Genomic DNA, 20,193 nt, shown 5'->3' on the forward strand with positions numbered 1-20,193 from the left:
CCGAGGACTTGAGAAAATCCTGCGTCTGCGGAGCAAGAGCCAAACGGGTGCCCTGCAGCCCGGCCGGCTGGTCGTCGTCTCTGACACATCAGCAAACCTTTCGCCTCTCAAGACTACAGAGTTCCGGCTGGCCATGAGGCGGGCTAGACACTCGCATGGGCCTCAGCCCTGAAGGGCAGGTGTGAGCAAGCGTCGCGCCCGGCGGTACGCTGTTCGCCGTGGAGTACTTCAGCGGGTCGCTCGCGCGCTCTACCTCCATACGCCCGATCAGCGACCTCGATCTTACGGTCGTTTTGGGTAAGGCGAGCGTTGACAAGACGGGCAGCCTCGCCGAAATCGTTGATCGGCTAACCGCCAAACTCGACCGGTACTACGACAAAACCACAGGAGCCGCAGCCCTTGCCGTGCCGGACGCGCCCAGCAGGCGGCCGGATACCTTCAAGATCGCGGTACGGGCGATCAAGAGTCACAGACTTGCATCGGTAGTAGTTCAGGGTCGTCCTCGCTCCGTCACCGTCACGTTCCCGCAGAGCCCCGGCCTGATCGATGTCCTACCGGCATTGGGCGTGGAGGCCGACGAGGCCACCGGCCCTCAGGTGGATCTGCGGAGCGCCCCGCTCACGCTCTCACCGGGCCAAGTACCGCTTCCCGAGTCACCTGACACCGCCGCGCTCGAGCGCGAGCAGCTCCGGCGGGGACGTGATCTGGAACGCCGGGCTCGCATCCTTCTCCGGCGCATGCTTCGCATTGTCCGCGTGCGGAGAGCTCGTGCTGTCACCGTTGCGGCGGTGAACAGAGTCGATCATTCCACTGAGAGTCATCGAAGCCGTGCACCTGGCCGGAAGACCTGGTCCTCACCAGCCTTCCGGGCGCTAGCGGCTGCATAACCCCTCGCGCTCCGGGCCATCCCGAAGGAGCGCTTCATGTCGATCATCTTCGCAATAGCCTCGCCCGATCTTGTCAAGCTCGTCTACGCGCTGTTAGTGGCGATCATGACCGGCACGATCAGCGCCGTTGTTCTGATCATCAAGAACTGGTGCAAACTTCTCTCTGGCACCTACGCCGTCATGCACGCGGATGAGCAACGTCGGGCAGACGCTCGGCTTGTGTACGAGCGAGCCCTAGACAATCACGTCGAAATGGACGATCCGCTCGAAGTCGAGGCTCCGATCCCGCTCGCACCACCGCTGGGCCGCTGGCGGGGGCGTCGCCGGAGGCGCAGGCGACGTCGCTGAGGCAGCCTCCGCTGGCAGCGGGGATGTCCTTGCGTTGCCGCCCCGTCTGACAAGGTCGCCGACTAGTCGGCTGGTCAGCTGACCCGTGCCGTTTCTGGCGGGTGTGAGGTCGTCGGTGCTGGTGTAGCCGCGGGCCAGAATGAGGACGTAGGAGAAGAGGTCCGCTCTGGTCCCGGCGACTGTCTCTCGCGTAGGGAGTAGCTCACCTGTGGCGGGGTCAATGAGCAGTGTCGAGGTTGACCCTTCGGCCTTGACCTGGAACGTCAGTCCGATGCGTCCGGCGAGGTCGGTCGTCGTGCCGTGGTAGGTGATGCCGGGGGTCGTGGCGAGGACGTCCAGGGGCCGCGGCTCGTTGCTGTTGGTCGAGGTAGTGGCTGGTGGCCAGCCCGATGACACCGCCGGCCAGCAGTCTGGAGGTCCGCAAACTGCGTAGCCGATTCCCGGCTCGGTGCCGTCACCTATAAGCGAACTTTAGTTGCGGCACGCCGTGCAGGTGGGGGTTCGGAACCCGGTACATGGTGGGTGAGGTGATCTCGATGATGAGCATCTCGGTGAGGAACTGGACGGTGGCGTCGAGGAGGTGGCTGGTGTGGGCGGTGGCGCTGTGTTCCTTCAGGCCGACGGTGATGTGGATGTGGGGTGTGATCGTTTGGGTGGTGTCGTCCCAGGCGATGGTGCCGCCGCCGAGGGCTTCGATGTTGGTGAGGTCGACGTGTGACCAGACGGGGGCGTTGGGGTTGTCGAGTCGTTGGCAGGTGCCGACGATCTTCGCGGTGGACAGGCCGGCGATGAACATCGGGATGTAGCCCTGTCGAATGCCGTGGGTGTGGCAGGCGTCGGTGAGGGCGGTGAAGAAGTCGTCGCCGTGGTCGAAGACGACGCCGATCATGCGGCCGGGGGTGAGGTCGTGGCTATGCATCTGTCGTGCAAGTTCCCGTGGGCTGGTGGTCGGTGGTGGGCCAGGGCCAGGCGGTGGGCTCGGTGAGGCCCCCGGCGGTGGTGATCGCGGTGGCGATGTCTTCGGGTTTCGCTGCGGCCGCGAGGAGGGTGCGTAGCAGGATGCGGGCTTTGTAGGGGTGTAGCCAGCCGGCGGGGATGAGACCGCGTGCGATGAGGTCCTGTTCGGAGCCGGGGAAGCCGTAGGTGTGGGTGAGGGTTGGCCCAGCGGGGGTGCGAGAGGCGAGGACGACGGGGATGCGTGCGGCGAGGGTGGCGAGGGTGTCGATGAGGGGTTCGGGGACGTGGCCGACGCCGAAGCCGGCGACGACGAGCCCGTCGAGGCGGCCGCCGATGGCGTCGAGGACGGTCGGGTCGTCGTCGAGGGTGACCGTGTGCAGGGCGACGGTTGCCTGGGCGGCGGAATCCGGCGGGGGGACGGTCAGCCGGTACGGCAGTCGGGTCAGCATCCGTACGGTGCCTTCCAGGACGTAGCCGAGGGGGCCGGTGTCGGGTGAGCGGAAGGTGGCGCCGCTGGTGGAGTGGGTTTTGCTGACCCAGCGGGCGGCGTGGATCTCGTCGGCGAAAACGACGACACAGCCGTGGCCTCGCGAGTGGGGGGAGGCGGCGGTGTGGATGGCGGCGAGGATGTTGGCCGGTCCGTCGGCACCGGCGAGGGTGGGGTTGCGCATCGCGCCGGTGACCACGAGGGGTTCTGGCCGGTGGTGGAGCAGGTCGAGCAGGTAGGCGGTTTCCTCGATCGTGTCGGTGCCCTGGGTGACCACCACGCCGTCCGCACCACCGGCCAGGGTGTCGGCTGCTGCCGCGGCGAGTTCGGTGAGGTCGGCGATGGTCAGGGACGCGCCGGGGCGGCGCCGGAAGTCGACCACCTCGATGTCGATGCCCGCGTCGGCGAGCCCGGGTACGGCGTCGACGAGCTGCTGGGCGGACAGGCTGGGGCTCACTGCGCCGCCGGTGTTGCTGGTCATGGCGATGGTGCCGCCGAGACCGAACACCACGACCCGTGGCGGATGCGTTGCCGGGGTGGTGGACACCGAGCTCCTTCCCGAGGCGTGTGGCGCGAGGGTGGTGTGGCGGGAGCCTATTACGGCAGGGACCCGACGAAGCGGCACGCCCGATCGACACCGTCGAGGGACAGCAGGCGGCTGCGCGGTTCGGCGATCCCGGCCAGGCCGTAGTCACCGAGCTCGGCGCAGCGGGTGCGCAGGCAGGTCCAGTCGAGGTTCAGGTAGTCGGCGAGGGCCCGCATTCGAGAGCCTGCGGTGTCGGCGGTGATGACGGAGTGGGCCTGGACGTGCCCGGCGGCGTCACGGTATTCGGCGAGGGTTGAGGGGTGGTCGGTGACGTCGACTTGCCACACGCCGTCGGTGCGGATCCAGGTGGCGACGATCGCGCGGCGCGGGGTGAGGACGAAGCCGGGCACCGTGCCGTACTCGGGTTCGTCGGTGATCGCGACGCGGACGCCGAACGACTCCATCAACGCGGCCGCCAGCAGCAGGAGGATCCGTTCGGACTCCGTTGACGTCTGCACGGTGGCCGGTGGGACGCAGAACAGTCGTGTCGCCTGCTGGGAGCCGCTGGTGAACCGGGCGGAGGTCGCTTTCAGGTAGCGCAGTTTGTGGCTGAACAGCAGCCAGGTGCTGGCCTCTTCGCCGGTCTGTTCCCGGGTCCAGAACACGGGCACGTCGGTGAGGTCGGCCGATTGGCGGCTGATGTGGTCGGCGCAGAACGCAGAGCCGAGCCACAGCCGTGACACGGTCTCCAGGTCGTGTCCGATGTCGCCGCTGACCGCGGAGCGGGTCAGGTGGCTGTACTCGGTCGCGGCGGTCCGGGAGGCGTCGAGGCGGGCATCGTCGAGCAGGAGCGACTGGTCCAGGTTCGCCACGGCCCACAGCACCGCCGCGGTGATCGCGTCGAGCTGGTACACGCGGGGGATGAGCAGCCGCACGTCATCGTCGATGTCGACCAGCCGCCGCGAGGCCTGACGGGAGTCCAGGGCGAACAGCCCGTCGCCGGTGGATGCGGTGACCTGTCCGGCGATGAGCCGCCGCTGCAGCGGGCGCCGCCACTGCCGGTCGGTGTCGGTCCGGGGGATCGTGGCGATGATCCGGCCGTCGTCGACGGCGGGATACACCTCCACGTCGACGGGCACGCCCGGGAAGTACCGTCCCGCCGGCGCGGGCACGGTGTGCGCCGCCCGCACATCCTGTGTAGTCCGGCCCAGGGTGGACGTGATCGTGGCGGCGAGGTCACCGCCGGCAGGTCCGGTGGCGGTGTGAGGTTGGCGAACGGACACGAGGCTGCTGTGGGGCTCAGGACGGATGAGGGCCGTGTCGGCGGCGGCGCCCCATCGGACCCGCATCGCCGTTTCGGACCGCTCCTTCTGGTATGCGGCCTCCAACTGGCGGTAGGCGTCGTAGGCGTTGGTCAGTTGGCCGCCGGCGTGCAGGAGCGTGTCGCACTGCTGCCAGAAGACCCGGTCGACGACCTGCCGGCCGGCCTCGACGTTCGCCACGGTGCTGCGGGTGCTGTACACCTGCTGCGCGAGGTCTCTCTGGAGGAGGCCGCACGCGGTGCGCAGGTGGCGTAGCTGTCTGCCGAGCGCGTGCTTCGCGTCGCGAAGCTGCTGCGGATCGATCATGACGGTGACCCTTTCCCACGGTCAGTCTCCGTCCGGATCTGCGTCGTCAGCGAGGAGCGACGCATGGCGAGTTGACCCCGACCGACGATATCGGCGGAACGGGCTGTCGCGAGCGACCGCTGCTACCCGGGGGTGGCGGAGGGTGGCTGCCGAAGATGGCGTCGGTGGCGGCGTGGGCGAGCGTGGCCTGGGTGGCGGCGGGTATCCCGATCCGGTTCCAGTGGAAGATCACGTGTTCGGCGATGACCGCGCGCACACCGCGGGTTAGCTTTCCCGTCTCGCGCAGGCGGTGCAGGGCTGCGCCGGTGGCCTCGAAGCCGGTCTGCCAGTCGCCGGGTGTGCGGGCGGTGCCAAGGAGCAGGTGACGGACCTTGCCCGTGAACGCCTCCCAGGTATCGGCGTCGGGTGCGGGGCGCTGGTGGGGTTCGGCGGTGCGCCGGTGGGCGAGGCGCGCCCAGACGTCGCCTTGTTCGTTGAGGTCGAGCCCGGCGGCGCGCATGAGGGCGGTGCACAGGACCAGCGAGCGTTCCCGCCGGTCGGTGGGCTGGTCGTGGAGGTAGGTGAGAAGGTGGCGGCTGTCGTGATGGAACAGCGTGTGGGCGGTGTCCATCGCCTGGGGGCCGCCGAAGGTGTGGATTTCGGGTTCGTAGATGTCGCCGCTCCAGGCGCATCCCTCGGTGAGCAGCTCGACCAGGGGCGCAGGGCCGGTGTGGGCAGGGGTGGGGAGGTAGCGGATGCGCCAGGGTCCCTTGCGGATGAACCACCAGGTAGTGATCAGGCCGGCGTTCTCGGCGGCGGGTAGCACGCGGCTGAGGTGCGCCACCGCCTGCTGTTCGCGGTCGTAGCGGCTGCGGCCGGGGTAGCTGATGGTCACGTGCTGCCAGACGGTGCGACTCATGGCAGGCCCCTTTCAAGTGAGGAGAAGGCAGGCGTCCCACCCAGTGGCGGTGGTCGCGGCGGTGGTGAGGCGGCAGCCGGTGGTGCCGTCCAGAAATCCGGAGGGTTCGTCGGCGACGGGCGCGGCGTCTTGGTGTAGACGTGCCAGGTCCGTGAGGGGTGTGGGGGTGAGGGCGTCGGCGGCGATGCGTCGGCCGGTGGCCAGCAGGCCGGCGGTGCCGTGGCAGAGGCTGCGGTCGGTGAGCCGCCCAAGTTGTGCGGGGTCGGTGACGCAGGTGGTGAACGCGGTCTCGGCGAGGCGTTGGCGGGTGGTGTCGTGCAGGGCGAGGACGGCCAGTTGGTGGGCGCGGGCGATGCCGGGGGTGCCGTAGCACCAGGACGGGCGCCCCGGCTGGTGTTGGGCCGGTGCGCCGCGGTGCAGGTCGTCGACGGTGAGGGTTTGCGGCCACCAGATGCCGCCGACGGTGTGCTGTTGCCAGGTGTCCAGCCACCGGCAGATGCGGGTGATCGCGGTGGTGTGTCCGTCGACGGTGATGCCGTCGCGGTGGGTGAGGGCGAGCAGCGCGAGGGGGCCGGTGATGCCGTGGGCGATGCCGTGGTTGGCGTGCCCTCCTGGTGGGGGTGGCTGGTGGCGGTGGGGTCCGTTGGCGCACCACCAGCCGGGCAGGTCACCGACGGGTTCGGTGAGCCGGACCAGATAGTCCAGGACGTGGCGGAGCAGGACGTGGTCGCCGAGGCGGCGCAGGACGACGCCGAGGCCGGTCAGGCCGCGGATGAGGTCGTACTCGGCGTAGTGGGGTTGCTGGCGGGAGTCGATGCGGCGGTGCGCCGTCTGCAGCCGCCGGCGGGTGACGGTGGCGGTGCCCGTGGCGGCGATCGTTCGTGCCCGGGTGAGGCCGGGTTCGTGACAGGTGGCGAGGACGAAGGCGAGCGCGGGGGCGCCGTAGAAGAGGCTGGCGCCGGCGGCGATGCTGACGCCGTGGGCGGTGGCCTTGCGCAGGGCGGCGTACGCGGCGGCCTGGTTGCCGGTTTCCAGGTGCAGCAGGGCGACGCCGGCCGCGCCATCGGCGAGGGACTGTCCGGTGGTCATGCCGGTGCCGGTCGGGTGCGGGAGATGGTGCGGGCCAGGCGTAGGCAGTGCCGTTCGGAGGCGAGGTCGACGCCGATCATGCGGGCGTGGTGCAGGTGCAGCAGGTCGGCCAGCACCTGGTCGAGGTCGAGACCGTCGGCGGCGGCCAGATCCCGGTAGCCGGTTATCGCCGACGCCAGGTCGCCGTCGCGGTGCGGGGTGCGGGCGAGGTCGAGCTGGGCGGGGTCGAGGCGTGAGCCGCTGTGGTGGGGGACGTGGTCGGCGAGCCAGCGCCGGCCGTCGCCGGTGAACGCGTCGACGATGGCGATCATCCCAGCGGCGGTGCGGGACTGCCGGTCACCGGCCAGCCGCCGCAGGACAGTGCGGGAGTCGGCGGCGAACACCGCCTCCGCAGCCGTGAGGGTGTGTCCGGTGCCGTGGCGGGTTTCGGGCCGGTAGGTGTGCAGGCTGTAGTCGTGCGCCACGCCGTCGTCCTCCAGCCGCTGCACCCATTCGGCGATGGTCATGGCGGCGACCGCGAACTGGCCTGCGTCGTTCAGGGGGATGCGCAGGCGCAGGTGAGGTTCCGGGTCGGGGTAGCGCAGGAACCACCAGCCCGCCGGCAGCAGCGGCGCGGTCCGTCGGGCGAGGTCGGTGACGATGTCCTCGACCCGCCCGGACAGGCGGCTCTCCAGCCACGACGACTGTCCCGGGCGATGCCGCACCGAGGCCACCTCCCGAGCAGGTCGAGGCGGCGGACTGGCCGATGGGGTGTGAGTGAGGGTGAGCAGGAGTTCGGCGGGCCGGTTGTCGATCCAGCCGGCTGGTCCCGGGGCCTCGGTGATGATCGTGCGAGCCTGCCGTTGCAGGTGCCCGCGTAGCACCGCCAGGTGGGCGTTGTCGTTCAGGTCCAGGCGCAGCTGCACATCGTCGTCGCCGACCAGGATCTCCTGCGGCAGCCGGCGGCGTTCGCGCCACCGCTGCCAGGCATCACGCCACCGCGGCCACGCCACCCCGCGAGGCAACGCGGACTGGTCGATGATCCAGCGGGCGGGATGCAGAATGCTGCGTCCGCGTCGCACGCGGGGCAGGAACGGCAGATCGGCGGCGTGGCCCCAGTCGAATCTGCCGCACGGTGCCGCCCACGCGGTCCCGATCTCCGTCAGGAACCGCACCAGCGGCTGCTGCAGACCCGGAAGCAGCACACTGTTGAACAGCAGCGGCTCGACCGGCCGCCCGCTGCGGCGCGACACCAGCCACAGCCGCTGTCCGTCGCCGGTCACCGCCAGGTCCGCCACCGTGAACGGCGGGTCAGGATGGAAATCGCCGACGGGCAGGACCGGCAACACCTCGACAGTACGGGCAACCGCGGCCAGGTGGGCGTCCAGCGGCGGACCGGACACCTGCACCGACACCGCGCCGGGCAGGACCGTCGGCAGATTCCGATAGACGTCCTGGAAACAGGCCCGCTCGGCGGGGGTGAGCAGGTGCAGAGACCGGCCGGCGGACACCCCGGCATGGCGGGATCCGCTGAGCACCGTCAACGCGAACCTGCCTCGGTCCAAGTCGTGCCCGGTGACGGCGGCGAGGGTGAACCGCAGCTCGGTGTGCGGGACCGGCGGCCGATCATCGCCGTCGCGGAGGCGGCCTATCAGGTCGTCGTCGAGGATCACCTCCGCGCCGCCGTCCAGCGCCGACTGCTGGGCCAGGTGCCCGAGCAGCCGATCCCGCCCGGTGACCAGCGCCGGTGCCCGCCGGGTGGAGCCGCGGTAGCCGGCGGGAAAGCCCAGCACGGTCAGCACCTCGCGCACCGGCACGGCCGCACCCGGACCCCACCGCTGGATAAACGCCCGGTGGTACTCCACCCACCCCCGCATCCGCGGCGCTACCGCCGTCAGCGTCCCCGCGGCCCGGCCGGCCTCCCGCAGCACCGCTGGCGGCAGCGTCACCGACACGTCGACCCGCAGGTCCACCGCGACCCGCTCGCCGGGGTCGGGTATCGGGGCGTGGCGGGCCAGGTGAGCGGCGGGGTCGGTGACGGTCATCGCCGGCCGCACCGCCGACAGCAACACCCCAGCACCGACCAGCGAACCCAGCATGCGCTCGGCCGCGCCGATCCTGGCCGGCTCCGGCCCGGCGACCGTGGTGGCGAGGTCACCGAACATGATCGGGGAACTCGCCGCGTGCAGTGCCGCCCGCACCGGCCCGGTCAGGCGGACCTCGACGTCCCACCGGCGGTCGCCCTCGGCACGGGCGCACGGCAGCACCCACACTTCGCCACGCCGGTAGCCCACCGCGTTCGTCACCACCGCCACACCGCGCAGCACCGTCAGGTCCTGCTCCATCCGGGCGGCGTGCGCGGCGATGAACCGCCCGTCCGGCCGGACAACCCTCCGGTGCTCCTCGCCCCAGCGAACCGACGTGCGGGCACCGAAGTCGACCGGGGCTACCCCGGCGAAGGTGCCGAACGGTGTCGCCCGGCCGGTCCACCGCAGCACATACCGCACCACCGACTCGACCAGCCGCCGCAACCGATCCGGATCAGCAGGCTCGCCGGTCACCGCCCGGGTGACCTGCTCGCACAGGTGCGGCGAGGCACAGGCGACGGCCGCCGCAAACCCCGGCAGCGCCCACACACTGGTAAGCCACTGCCGCCACTGCTCCGGCCGATGCGCGGTCAGGTCGGGCCACGCGGGCAGGCTCAGACCGCTCGGGTAGGCGGCGACTCGGATCAACGCCGCACCAGCCGCAGAAAACATGCTGCACCACCAGAAGGGGAGGGCCCGATGTCGGCGGACACCGGGCCCCGACAGAGGGTGCGGACAGGGGTTACTTGCCGCCGCCGGAGCAGGCGTTGGAGCCCGTGTTACCGGAGCCGCAGTTGTCGTCGGTGCTGGTGGCATACCCACCGGCGGCGGGGCCGGCGTCCACCAGCGTGATGTCCAGGTCGAACTCGTCGAGGTCCGTGGTCTCCACTCGCTGTGCCTTCCTATGCGGGGGTGAAGGTGAGGACCAGGCGGCTGTGCCGCTTGTCCAGCACCGTCCCGGCCGGCAGGTCGCCGTCGGGAGTCCGTGCGGGCAGGACATGCAGCACCGGAGCCGGTTCGCCGCCGTCCACCCACGCCCGCATGTGCGCCACCATCCGCCCGGCCGCGCCGGCGGCGTCCGGTCCGTGGGCACACGCGCCAAGGTCGAACATGTCATCGGTCCAGCGCAGCTCCGACCGGTAGACGAACGTGCCCCCATGCAGGACGGCGGGCGTACCGAACCGCCACGCCGGCGCGACGACGCCGGCTTCGACGGCCTCCTGATGCGCCGCAAGCACCACGAACTGATCCACCTCGGCGGCAAGACGCGCCGCCAGCCACAAGTCCAGATCGGCCAGGACCGTCCGAGGCGGCAAATTCACTCCCGCCCACGCCTGCTCCCGCGGCCGCGACAACAGCCCACCCACCAGGTTCGGGCTGACCTGCTGACCCTCATCCAGCCGCAGATGCACACCATCGGCCACATCGACGTACCGCACGTCGTGCGCTCCGGCGCCTTGCATCGCCACGAACCCACACAGGCGCTGGCTTAGGCTGACCAGCCGGTCACCGTCACGACGCAGCGCCCACGAGCGGGTCATCCCGAACGTCCGCAACGGCACCACCAACACACCGCCCTCGACCAGCTGGCCGGTCCACGCCGCCGGGATGTCCCACGCACCAACGGTCACGATGATCAGGTCGAAGCAGGGACCCGGAACCAGCGGCTGCTCAGCATCGGCGCACACCACGGTGACGTCGCGGTACCCCGCCGCCGTCAGACACGCCACGGCCCGCTCGGTCACCTCCGGGTCGATGTCCACGGTCGTCACCGACCCCGACTCACCGACCAGCTCGCGCAGCAGAGACGCGTTGTAGCCACCCGAGCCGATCTCCAGCACATGCCGGCCCGCCAACCCACCATCGAGAGCGTCGACCGCCTGACCCAGCATCTCCGCGATCAACCACGGCGCCGACACCGAACTGACGGTCTCCTCACCGCGCCGCTTCGTGACCACCGCGTTGTCGGCGCGGTACGCCTCCTCGACCGCCACGCCCGGCGTGAACATCTCGCGAGGCACCGTCCGCAGCGCCGCCTCCACCTCGGGCGGCATCACCAGCCCTTTCGCCTCCTGGTCGGCGACCAGTTGGTCGACCATCGTGTTTCGGAGGCCTTCGCTGCTCACCGTGTCGACACCCATGTGCTCTCACTTCTCCTATTCGCGGGCTATCCGTACGACCCGCTTTTTCTCTGCATCCGAGGCTGGCAGGACGGCCTCGGGGGGTACGGATCCTTATGCCGCAGGGGCGCCGGCGTTCGTGGAGCCCGGCGCGTCGGCCGGTGCTTCGCCTGGATCGTCGCGGTGAAGCCGCTACGTCAGGCCGAACCTCGCCCCGGCTGGTGCGTGTCCGGGGTCGGTTGGCCGCCGATCGGGGGAAGCGACGACCAACCGACCAGCACCACCGGGACGACAGGTGCATAGCCGAGGGTTACGGCCGCTCAGAGGGCGGTTCGGAGTGTTAGGTCCGTTTCTGGCTGAGGGTGAATACTCCGGGTTCGTCTTCGGTGAGGACGTGGCGGTTGACCATGCGTTTCAGCTTGGCGCGGGTGCCTTCGACGTTCTTCGGTGAGGGTTCGACGCCGAGGGCGAGGCAGATGCCTTTGGCGCGCATGCCGGCGGGCGCGGTGCCAAGGATGTGCAGGATCTGCTGGTAGGGCCCGCTGGCGATCGTCGGGTCGTCGGCGGTGAACTCGTCGGCGGCGAGAGTGCGCAGGGTGGTGCGGGTGGTCGCGAGGTCGGCCAGTTCGCCGTCGAGGCGGGCGAGTTCGCCGGTCAGTGCGGTGATCTGCTCGCGGAGCCGGTCGGCGCGTTGGCGTGCGGTGGTCTCCCGGTCGGTGATCAGGTCGAGGACGGTGGGAAGGTTCACGGTGCCGCCAGGAGGTGTGCTGGTCCCGGTCATGCCACCCGATGTTCGCCGTCGACGCCCACGGGGTTCGTGACACCGAGGACTGGGCGGCTCTCGTACGTCGCGCACAGGCGGCGGTGCAGCATCAGCGTGCCGTCCGGCCTGCTCGACGATCCACCGCTTACGGATCGGCGGCCGGGCCGGGTAATCGGGCGTTTGACGACCTCGACGTCGACCCCGAGGACGGCGCCGTGCAGGGCGAGGTCTGTTTGAACCCGGCGTCGACCCAGGCGCGGCTCACCGTCGGGGTGTGCGACGACTTTGTCGAGCAGCCGGATGCCGATAGTGTTGTCGGTGACCGACGCTGCAGTGACCACGACCGCGATGACCAGCCCCAACGCGTCCACTGCCAGGCCCTTGCCCGGACACCTTGGCCGCGTCCTTGCCGGTCGTCGCGGCCGGAATGTGGTTCGCCGCCTGATCGACTGGGTGTCCAACACGACCGCGCTCGGATCACTCCTGACGACCGACTTTTTCCCTGGCCTGGCAGCGCAGCAGATCGTGGATCACCTGGTCGGTGCCGTCGTCGCGCCACAGGGCGAAGTAGTAGTAGGTGGCCGACTTCGGCGGCAGGTCGTGCGGCAGGTACGCCCACTGACAGCCCGTCCGGTTCTGGTAGAAGATCGCGTTCACGATCTCCCGCAGGTCGTAGTCGCCTGGCTGGCCCGACACCGAGACCGCGACGCGCTTGGTCTTCCACGCCTGTAGGAACGGCCCGATCAGCTCCCACTGCTCGTCGCTGACATCGCTCGGGTACGGCTTTCGATCACCCATGATCGGGCTAACGCCGCAGCCGCCTCACAGTCACGACCAAGACTCACATCCCATAGATCGACCTGGTGCTGTAACAACAGCGAACCCGCCGGAAGGCCGCCAACCGGACGCAATGCATTAGACCAGATCAAGTTACTGCGGACCGCCCTCTAAGAGTCACCCACACCTTCGCGGTTCCGTGTACGGCCGCGAGGCGGTCGATGCGGGTGGTGATCTGGCCCCCCAAGTGTTCGCTCGGGCCTGTGACCGGCTCCCCGAACTGGATCCGCGCCTCGTCTCCTAGACCGTCAAATGGCTGCGAGGATCCGGGCAGGGCAGCCTGGCCATCCGATGGCGTTGACGTGTCAATTTGCACCTGGATCAGGGTGCGCCGATCTTTGTCAAGCGCTGTGGCGAAACACCGCCGATGGTCCTTGCCGGCAGGTAGCGAGGGGATCGACCTGTACCTGGGGGGCGTTTCGGCGAGGTCGGTCATCCAACCGTGGTCGAGGCGCTCGCACAGGTCGTCGACCAGTTGATAGGACGGGGGTGTCGGCTTGGCCTGCACCGGGGTGGCCTGGTTGGCGCAGCCGGTCAGCAGGAGCGTACGGGCGAGCGCGGAGACGCTCCGCTGCGCGGCTGGTGTGAACACGCGCGAATCATGGCATGACGTAGTCCGATGGGTGGCCCCGTCTCGGGCTGTGACTGCCCGGCGTTGGCCGCGCCGGTGGCGCGTTTACTCGGTCTCGCCAACACCGTACGAGGAGGAACCCCTTGCCCCTTCGTCGAGGACGCCGAGGGCTGGCGACCTCGACGCCATGGGCCAGGTACGAACTCAGCCACACTGCGTCATGAGGAAGTGCGTAACGAGTGACGAAGTCCGGTTTGTGGTAGCAGCTTGTGACCGCTCTTTACATCGATCGTTCGGCATCCTTACAGTTCGCGCATCGATCGGGCTTGATCACGGGGGTGCCGGGTGGCTGGCGTCTGCATGGCTGCGTCGCAGCGTTGGTGGATAGCGGCGTTGGTGCCGACATTGGTGGCGTCGATGCTGGCAGCGCCTACCTCGGCCGAGGCGGCGGCGCCGAAGCCGGCGCAGGTGTGCCAGGACGAGCAGCCGGATGCCGCTGCGGCGGGGGCGATGGTCGGTGTGTGTGGTCGGCGGGTGGAGATCCTCGCCGAGCGCACCGAGTGGTCGCAGATGTTTGTGAACGTCGACGGTTCGCGGACGTTGGAGCAGACCATCGAGCCGACGCGGGTGCGCAAGGGGAAGTCGTGGGGGCCGGTGGACACCACGCTGAAGGTGTCCGCTGAGGGGATCACCCCCCGCGCGACGGTGTTGCCGATGGTTTTTTCCAGCGGTGGCGACGCGCCGCTGGCCCGGCTCCGCGACGGCGAGCGGGAAGTGACGATGACCTGGCCGGGCCGGTTGCCGACGCCGGTGCTGGAGGGCGCGACGGCGGTCTACCGCGACGTCCTGCCGGATGTTGATCTGCGAGTCACCGCGCAGCCGATGGGCTTTTCCGAGGTGCTGGTGGTGAAGTCCCGTCAGGCGGCGACGAGCGCCGAACTGGCGTCGTTGCGGTTCGGGTTGGCGACCAAGGGCGTCACGGTGAGCGCGACGACGTCAGGTGGGTTAGCGGCCCGTGACGGCAAGGGTGCCATCGTGTTCGCCGCGCCGGCCCCGATGATGTGGGACTCCTCGGATGCGCCGGAGGCCGATGCGTTGGCCGGGCCGGCGGAGAAGCGTTCGAGTGCGACGAGTCCGCAGCGTAAGCCGAGTACCACCCAGCAGCAGCGGCAGCTGGATGAGCAAGCGTCGGTGCAGGTCAAGCCGAGCCACGCCGAGATCGGCGAGACGGCACGGCGGGCGGTGATGCCGGTGCGGGTCGACGGTCAGGCGATGACGATCGTTCCCGACAAGGCGATGCTGGCCGACCCCCGCACGAAGCTGCCCATCTACATCGATCCGTCCTGGACCGGTGGGATCGCCAGCAACGCGTGGACGTCGGTGTGGAGCAAATACAAGTCGAGCTCGTTCTGGAAGAACTCGTCGGCGTTGAACAACGGCTCGACCTATGGCTCGGCGGGCGCCGGACGTACCGAGGACTGCTCCGGCTGTGCTGACCACATCGTTCGGTCTCTGTTTCGGATGAACATCGCACGGGCGTCGGGCACGGAGGTCACCAAGGCGGAGTTCCGGATCGAGCAGCGACACGCGTGGACCTGTAGTCCGGTGAGTAACGCGAAACTGTGGAAGACCGGGGCGATCTCGTCGAGTACGACGTGGAACAACCAACCGACCTGGGACAGCAGCCGGACGGCGCAGGTGAAGGGCAACCGCAAGCACGGAGCCGCGCACGGCTGCCTCGGTACCGGCACCATCGAGTTCAACGTCACCACGATGGTGAAAGAGGCGGCCAAGAACCGGAAGTCGGAGCTGACGGTCGGTCTACGGGCGATCGACGAGAGCACCAAGAAGCAGTGGAAGCGGTTCAACCACTCCTCGCCGAAGCTCGCCATCACCTTCAACAATCGGGCCAACGCTCCGTCGGACCGCAAGTCGGACGGCAAGGGCTGCGCGACAGGTGCGTCGCGGCCGTACGTGCTCACGACCACGCCGGAACTGTCCGCCAAGCACTCGGACCCGAACGGTGACCAGCAGTCGCTGAGGACCGACTTCCACTGGTGGCAGGTCGGTGGCGCACGAAACGACACCGACAAGATGTCCTCCGCGTCGGGTAACCCAGGGCCGGCGTCGAAGGCGATCCCTGCCGGGAAATTGACCGACGGGCGCAGCTATGTGTGGCAGGCCCGCACGTGGGATGGCTCGCATTACGGCGACTGGTCCGGCACCTGCGAGTTCACCGTCGACGCGACACCGCCGCCACCGCCGGCCACCGTGAGTTCCACCAACTACACCAATGACGGCGTTCCTCGCGGCGGTGTCGGCTTGTCCGGCACGTTCACCCTGACCGCGCCGACGACTCGGCCGTACGAGGTGAAGGAGTACGCCTACAGCCTCGACTCCGGTGTGCTGACCGCGGCGAAGACCGTTGCGGCGCGGACGAGCGACTACGGCGCATCGCTCAGTGTGGCGCCGCGGCACGACGGCGTGAACATCCTCTACGTGTGGTCGAAGGACCATGCGGGACGGTTCTCCACCCCGGTGACGTACACGTTCACCGTCCGGGCCGGCTCCGGTCCGGCCGGCGAGTGGACGTTCGACGAGACGGGTACCACGGCCACGGACGACTCCGGCCACGGTAACGCCCTGACCATCGGTGCTTCGGCCTCGCGTGTCGCCGGCCGGTCCGGGCTCGGCACGGCGCTGTCCCTGCCGGGGAACACGGCGGCGAGCAAGACGGGCACGATCAACACCCCCCATCCGGACACCGGCGTGTCGACCCCGGTGCGGACCGACGCGAGCTTCACCGTCACCGCCTGGGTCAAGATCAGTTCACTGTCCGGTTCCGGCGCGCAGGCGGTGGTGAGTGCGAACGGTTCCCGCATGCCGGCCTACCACCTGGGTTACGTCGTCAGTGGCCAACGGTGGCGGTTCACCATGGCCACGGCTGACACCGACAACGCCCCGATGGTCAGCGTGCACTCCAATGCCGCGCCCACGGCGGGTAAGTGGACGCATCTGGCCGCCACCTTCGACGGGGCGTCCAAGAAGATGACCCTGTATGTCAACGGGGTGGCGCAGACCGAGACCGTGACGTTGTCCGGCGGGTTCAACGCCACCAGTGACTTCTCTGTCGGCCGGCGTAAGTGGAACGGCGGCTACGACAGCTTTTTCACCGGCGTCGTGGACGACGTGCGGTTCTACAACTTCGTCGAGACCGCGACCAACCTCGCCAAACTCGCGGTGCCGCTACCACCAGCGGTCACCTTCCCCAACGGCAGCGAGGCCACCGCGGGCGGGCAACTGACGGTCAGGTTCGACGCCCGCGGAGACACCAACGTCACCAAGTTCCGGTACAGCATCGACGGCACCGGTCTGGGCAGCACCGTCAACGCCACCACCGCCGGCGGTACGGCGACCGTGACCGTCGACATCGGCAGCGGCCTCGGACCCCGCCCGGTATATGCGGTCGCGGTGGACGACGGGAACCGGGTCAGCGACATGACCACCGACGAGTTCACCGCACGGCCGGCGGCGAGCCTGTCCGGCACCGTGTGGAACGAGTACTTCATGCCGCAGGCCGATGTGGTGGTGCAGTTGCAACCGGGCGGCCACCAGGCCACCTCGGCCGCTGACGGCAGCTATGCCATGACCGGCTTCGCACCCGGCACGTACACGATCACCGCCACGCTCGGCGGCCGCTGCGGCCTGTCGTTCAGCGCACCGCTGGAAATCGACGGGCAGGGCACGACGTACGACATCCTCCTGGCCGCGTTCCGCGACGACCTCGGCCACACCTGCACCGAGCAGACCACCACGTTCACCACGGCGTCCACCGCGCTGGCGTTGACCGGTGACGACGCGGTCGCTACGGTGCCGTTGCCGTTCGCGTTCCCGTTCTATGGCGGGGCGTACCGCAGCGCCTGGGTGGACACCAACGGCCTGCTGACCTTCACCGATCCGGGCGGCTCACACCCGTACACCGGTCAGCAGCCCGCACCGGTGACCCCGGCCGCCGCGGTGGCTCCGTTCTGGGACGATCTTGTCGTCGATGCCTCGGCGAGCGTGCGCACCGCGACCACCGGGTCGGGAGCCGGCCAGCGGTTCGTGGTGGAGTGGCGCAACGTGCACCGTAAGGGCAACACCGGGCAGCGGGTGTCCTTCGCGACGGTCCTGGCCCCTGACGGCACCGTGACGACCAACTACGACCAGCTCGACAACGCCGCCGAGCGGGGTGCCCACGCCGTCGTCGGCATCGAGGCGGAGGATGGCCAGGACCGGTTGCGGTACTCCACCGCCGAGCCGGTACTGGCCAGCAGCCAGGCGATCACCTTCACCCGTCCGGAGTCGGAAGGCGAGTTGGAGCTGCACAGCCTGTCCGGCGCGCTCACCAACGCTGCCGGCGCCCCGGTGGTGGGTGCGACGGTCACCCTCGACCCGAGCGGGGTGAGCACCACGACCGGCGCGGGTGGTGCGTACAGCTTCACCGGCCTGGTCGCCGACAGCTACACCGTCAGCGTCCAGATGGCGGGGCGGTGCGGCGCGCTGGTACGCAGCCAGGTGGAGTTGTTCGCTGACGAGGTTCGAGACTTGCGGTTGGGCCCGGACTACGGCGGCTTGGGCTACGCGTGCAGCACCGGGCCGTCCGCGTTCGTCTCGGCGTCGACGGTGCTGGGGTTGACCGGTGATGACGCGGCGACGATGGTGGCGTTGCCGTTCCCGGTGCGTTTCCACGGCGAGTCGTACACCTCGGGTCGGGTGCACACGAATGGTCTGGTGAGCTTCGGTCCGGTGTCGGGTGAGCCGGACACCTGGGTCAACCCGACGATGCCGGCGCTGGCGGCGCCGAATGCGGTGGTGGCGCCGTTCTGGGACGACTTCGAGGTGGACGCGTCGGCGAGTGTGCGGACGCAGACGGTGGGTTCGGCGCCGAACCGGTCGTTCGTGGTGGAGTGGCGCAACGTCGGGTTCCGGCCGACCAACGCGCAGCGGGTCACCTTCGAGGTGATCTTCCACGAGGATGGGCGGATCGCGTTCCACTACGGGGCGATGTCCACCCCGACCCAGCAGGGTGCGGGTGCGACAGTCGGTCTGGAGAACGCCTCGGGGACGGTGGCGGCGCTGTACTCCTTCCAGGAGGCCGTGCTGACGGCGAACAGCTCGATCACCTACACCCCGGCGTCGGCCGGGACGGTGGAGGGCGTGTTGACCACGGCGGTGACCGGTAACCCGGTGGCCGGGGCGACGGTGACGTTGAACCCGGGCAACCGCAGCACCACCACCGCGGCCGACGGCAGCTACCAGTTCACCGCCGTGCCGGTCGGTGAGTACAAGGTCGCCGCGTCGACCGGCGACAGCCGGTGCGCCGGCCAGTACGCCCGCGAGATCATCAATCACCCCGGCGGTGTGTCCGAGGTGGACCTGTCGGTGATGGTCGACGGTGACGAGTTCGGCTACAAGTGCACCGCCGGGGCGCGGACGTTCGTGCCCGGTGACACGGTGGAAGCGTGGCAGGGCGACGAGACGGTGTGGCAGAAGAACCCGCCGTTCCCGGTGAAGCTCTACGGCGAGACGTACACCTCGGCGTGGATCAGCGCCAACGGTCTGATCAGTTTCAAGGACCCGGCGTACTTCGGGTGGATCGGTTCCTGGCCGGGGTCGATCCCGTCGCCGGCGGCCGAGGGCTCCCCGAACGCGGCGGTGTACGTGCTGTGGGACGACTGGGTGGTCGACTCGCAGGCCCGCATCGCCACCAAGGTCAGCGGCACCGCGCCGAACCGGCAGTGGGTCGTGGAGTGGCGCAACGTGCACATCTACGGCGACACCAGCACCCGCGCGACCTTCGAGGTGGTGTTCAAGGAGAACGGCGAGATCACCCTGGCCTACGCCGACATCGACCCGAACAAGTCGATCGAGCGGGGCGGTGAGGGCACCGTCGGGATCGAGAACGGCGACGGTTCCATCGGTTTCCAGTACCTGTTCCGCGAGCCGTGGCTCGCCAGCGGGCAGGGCGTCACGTTCACCCCGAACCCGCCCGGGCAGGGCAGCGTCTCCGGCACCGTCACCTGTCAGGGCACCGCGGTGGCCGGGGCGACGATCACGGTGGCGGACCGGACGACGACCACCGCCGCCAACGGCACCTACCAGATCACCGCCGTGCCCGCCGGCAGCTGGGCGGTCATCGCCACCGTGCCCTCCGGGGCGTGCCGGGGCTCGGACGTGCGGCAGGTCGTGGTCGGTACCAACACCCAGGCCACCGCCGACTACAGCCTGGGCGCCACTGTCGCCGGTGGCGGCTACCGGCTGACCGAGCAACCCGTCACCTACACCCCCGCCAACGGCACCGTGCTGTCGCTCACCGGCGACGACGCCTACACCTCGATCGCGCTGCCCTTCCCGGTCAGCCTGTACGGGCAGACCTACAACACCGGCTGGGTGGACACCAACGGACTGGTCAGCTTCCTCAACCCCGGCGAACCGTCACCCGACGCCTGGCCCATCCCATCGCCGGCCAGCCCCGAGGAACCCAACGCCGCGCTGTACCCGTTCTGGCACGACTGGGTCGTCGACGCCAACGCCAGCATCCGCACCGCCGTACGCGGCACCGCACCCAACCGGCAGTTCGTCATCGAATGGCGCAACGTCCACTCCTACGAGGACCCCCGCACCCGCGTCACATTCCAGGCGATCCTCGACGAAGCCGGCGGCTACAGCTTCGCCTACACCGACAACGACGGCACGTTCCTCGAACGCGGCGGCGGCGCCACCATCGGCATCGAAAACGCCGACGGCACCGCCGCCATCCAGTACACCTACCGCCAATCCGTCCTCCGGCCCGGCCTGGGGCTGCGGTTCAACCCGCCCACCCCGTAAGCCGGCGACACACCGGCTCCCGCTACTCGCCCTGTCGCCCCTCGGACACCCCCGGAGGTCACCCGGTGACGCCGAACCGCCCCAGCCACGGCATGCTCACGATCACCCGCTCCCGTACCCGACGGCGGGCCATCGCCGTCGCGGCC

General features: G+C 69.5%; 13 protein-coding genes and 1 pseudogene. 3 read left to right on the forward strand and 11 right to left on the reverse strand.

The annotated features are described in order from the left end of the window. The first annotated feature begins 218 nt into the window (after window positions 1–218). Entirely contained in the window at window positions 219–887 is a 669-nt protein-coding gene (locus tag ENC19_RS21440; RefSeq protein ID WP_164448884.1) for a nucleotidyltransferase family protein, read from the forward strand. A gap of 36 nt (window positions 888–923) precedes the next feature. Then, window positions 924–1,235, forward strand: coding sequence for a hypothetical protein (locus tag ENC19_RS21445; protein ID WP_164448885.1), 312 nt, complete (start codon window positions 924–926; stop codon window positions 1,233–1,235). Between the two features lie 454 nt (window positions 1,236–1,689). On the opposite strand, the gene ENC19_RS21450 is transcribed toward ENC19_RS21445, so the two are convergent. From ENC19_RS21450 to ENC19_RS21500, 11 genes and pseudogenes are all read right to left on the reverse strand, one after another. After that, window positions 1,690–2,154 (reverse strand): PPC domain-containing DNA-binding protein, encoded by a 465-nt coding sequence (locus ENC19_RS21450; protein WP_164448886.1) that lies wholly within the window; start codon window positions 2,152–2,154, stop codon window positions 1,690–1,692. Further along, window positions 2,147–3,160 carry an asparaginase gene (locus ENC19_RS21455; protein ID WP_164448917.1) on the reverse strand — a complete coding sequence of 338 codons (1,014 nt, stop codon included), beginning with the start codon at window positions 3,158–3,160 and terminating at the stop codon, window positions 2,147–2,149. Before ENC19_RS21455 ends, ENC19_RS21450 begins: the two co-directional genes overlap by 8 nt. A 116-nt stretch (window positions 3,161–3,276) precedes the next feature. After that, on the reverse strand, window positions 3,277–4,833 hold the full coding sequence (locus tag ENC19_RS21460; RefSeq protein ID WP_166458905.1) for a helix-turn-helix domain-containing protein: 1,557 nt from the start codon (window positions 4,831–4,833) through the stop codon (window positions 3,277–3,279). Window positions 4,834–4,879: 46 nt separating this feature from the next. Continuing rightward, the gene (locus ENC19_RS21465; RefSeq protein ID WP_164448887.1) at window positions 4,880–5,731 is read right to left on the reverse strand and encodes a thiopeptide-type bacteriocin biosynthesis protein; all 852 of its coding nucleotides are present in this window, start codon (window positions 5,729–5,731) and stop codon (window positions 4,880–4,882) included. Between the two features lie 12 nt (window positions 5,732–5,743). Next, entirely contained in the window at window positions 5,744–6,820 is a 1,077-nt protein-coding gene (locus ENC19_RS21470) for a lanthionine synthetase C family protein (RefSeq protein WP_164448888.1), read from the reverse strand. Next, window positions 6,817–9,558, reverse strand: coding sequence for a lantibiotic dehydratase (locus ENC19_RS21475; RefSeq protein WP_164448889.1), 2,742 nt, complete (start codon window positions 9,556–9,558; stop codon window positions 6,817–6,819). The genes ENC19_RS21470 and ENC19_RS21475 overlap by 4 nt, the downstream gene beginning before the upstream one ends. Before the next feature lie 70 nt (window positions 9,559–9,628). Beyond that, window positions 9,629–9,775 carry an FxLD family lanthipeptide gene (locus tag ENC19_RS30485; protein ID WP_309246263.1) on the reverse strand — a complete coding sequence of 49 codons (147 nt, stop codon included), beginning with the start codon at window positions 9,773–9,775 and terminating at the stop codon, window positions 9,629–9,631. A gap of 13 nt (window positions 9,776–9,788) precedes the next feature. Beyond that, window positions 9,789–11,027, reverse strand: coding sequence for a methyltransferase, FxLD system (gene fxlM, locus ENC19_RS21485; RefSeq protein ID WP_164448891.1), 1,239 nt, complete (start codon window positions 11,025–11,027; stop codon window positions 9,789–9,791). 319 nt (window positions 11,028–11,346) lie between these two features. Then, complete coding sequence (locus ENC19_RS21490) at window positions 11,347–11,754, reverse strand: hypothetical protein (RefSeq protein WP_164446304.1); 408 nt, start codon at window positions 11,752–11,754, stop codon at window positions 11,347–11,349. Further along, window positions 11,753–12,567: pseudogene (locus ENC19_RS31515) on the reverse strand (IS5 family transposase); the annotation flags it as partial. The pseudogene ENC19_RS31515 and the gene ENC19_RS21490, both read right to left, overlap by 2 nt. A 127-nt stretch (window positions 12,568–12,694) precedes the next feature. After that, complete coding sequence (locus ENC19_RS21500; protein ID WP_164448892.1) at window positions 12,695–13,198, reverse strand: hypothetical protein; 504 nt, start codon at window positions 13,196–13,198, stop codon at window positions 12,695–12,697. A 396-nt stretch (window positions 13,199–13,594) separates the two neighbouring features. Here ENC19_RS21500 and ENC19_RS21505 point away from each other — a divergent pair, with 396 nt between their 5' ends. Beyond that, entirely contained in the window at window positions 13,595–20,047 is a 6,453-nt protein-coding gene (locus ENC19_RS21505) for a carboxypeptidase regulatory-like domain-containing protein (protein ID WP_164448893.1), read from the forward strand. The last annotated feature ends 146 nt before the right edge of the window (window positions 20,048–20,193 follow it).

Origin of the sequence: Verrucosispora sioxanthis, assembly GCF_010560025.1 — a bacterium.
Taxonomy (GTDB): Bacteria; Actinomycetota; Actinomycetes; order Mycobacteriales; family Micromonosporaceae; genus Micromonospora; species Micromonospora palythoicola.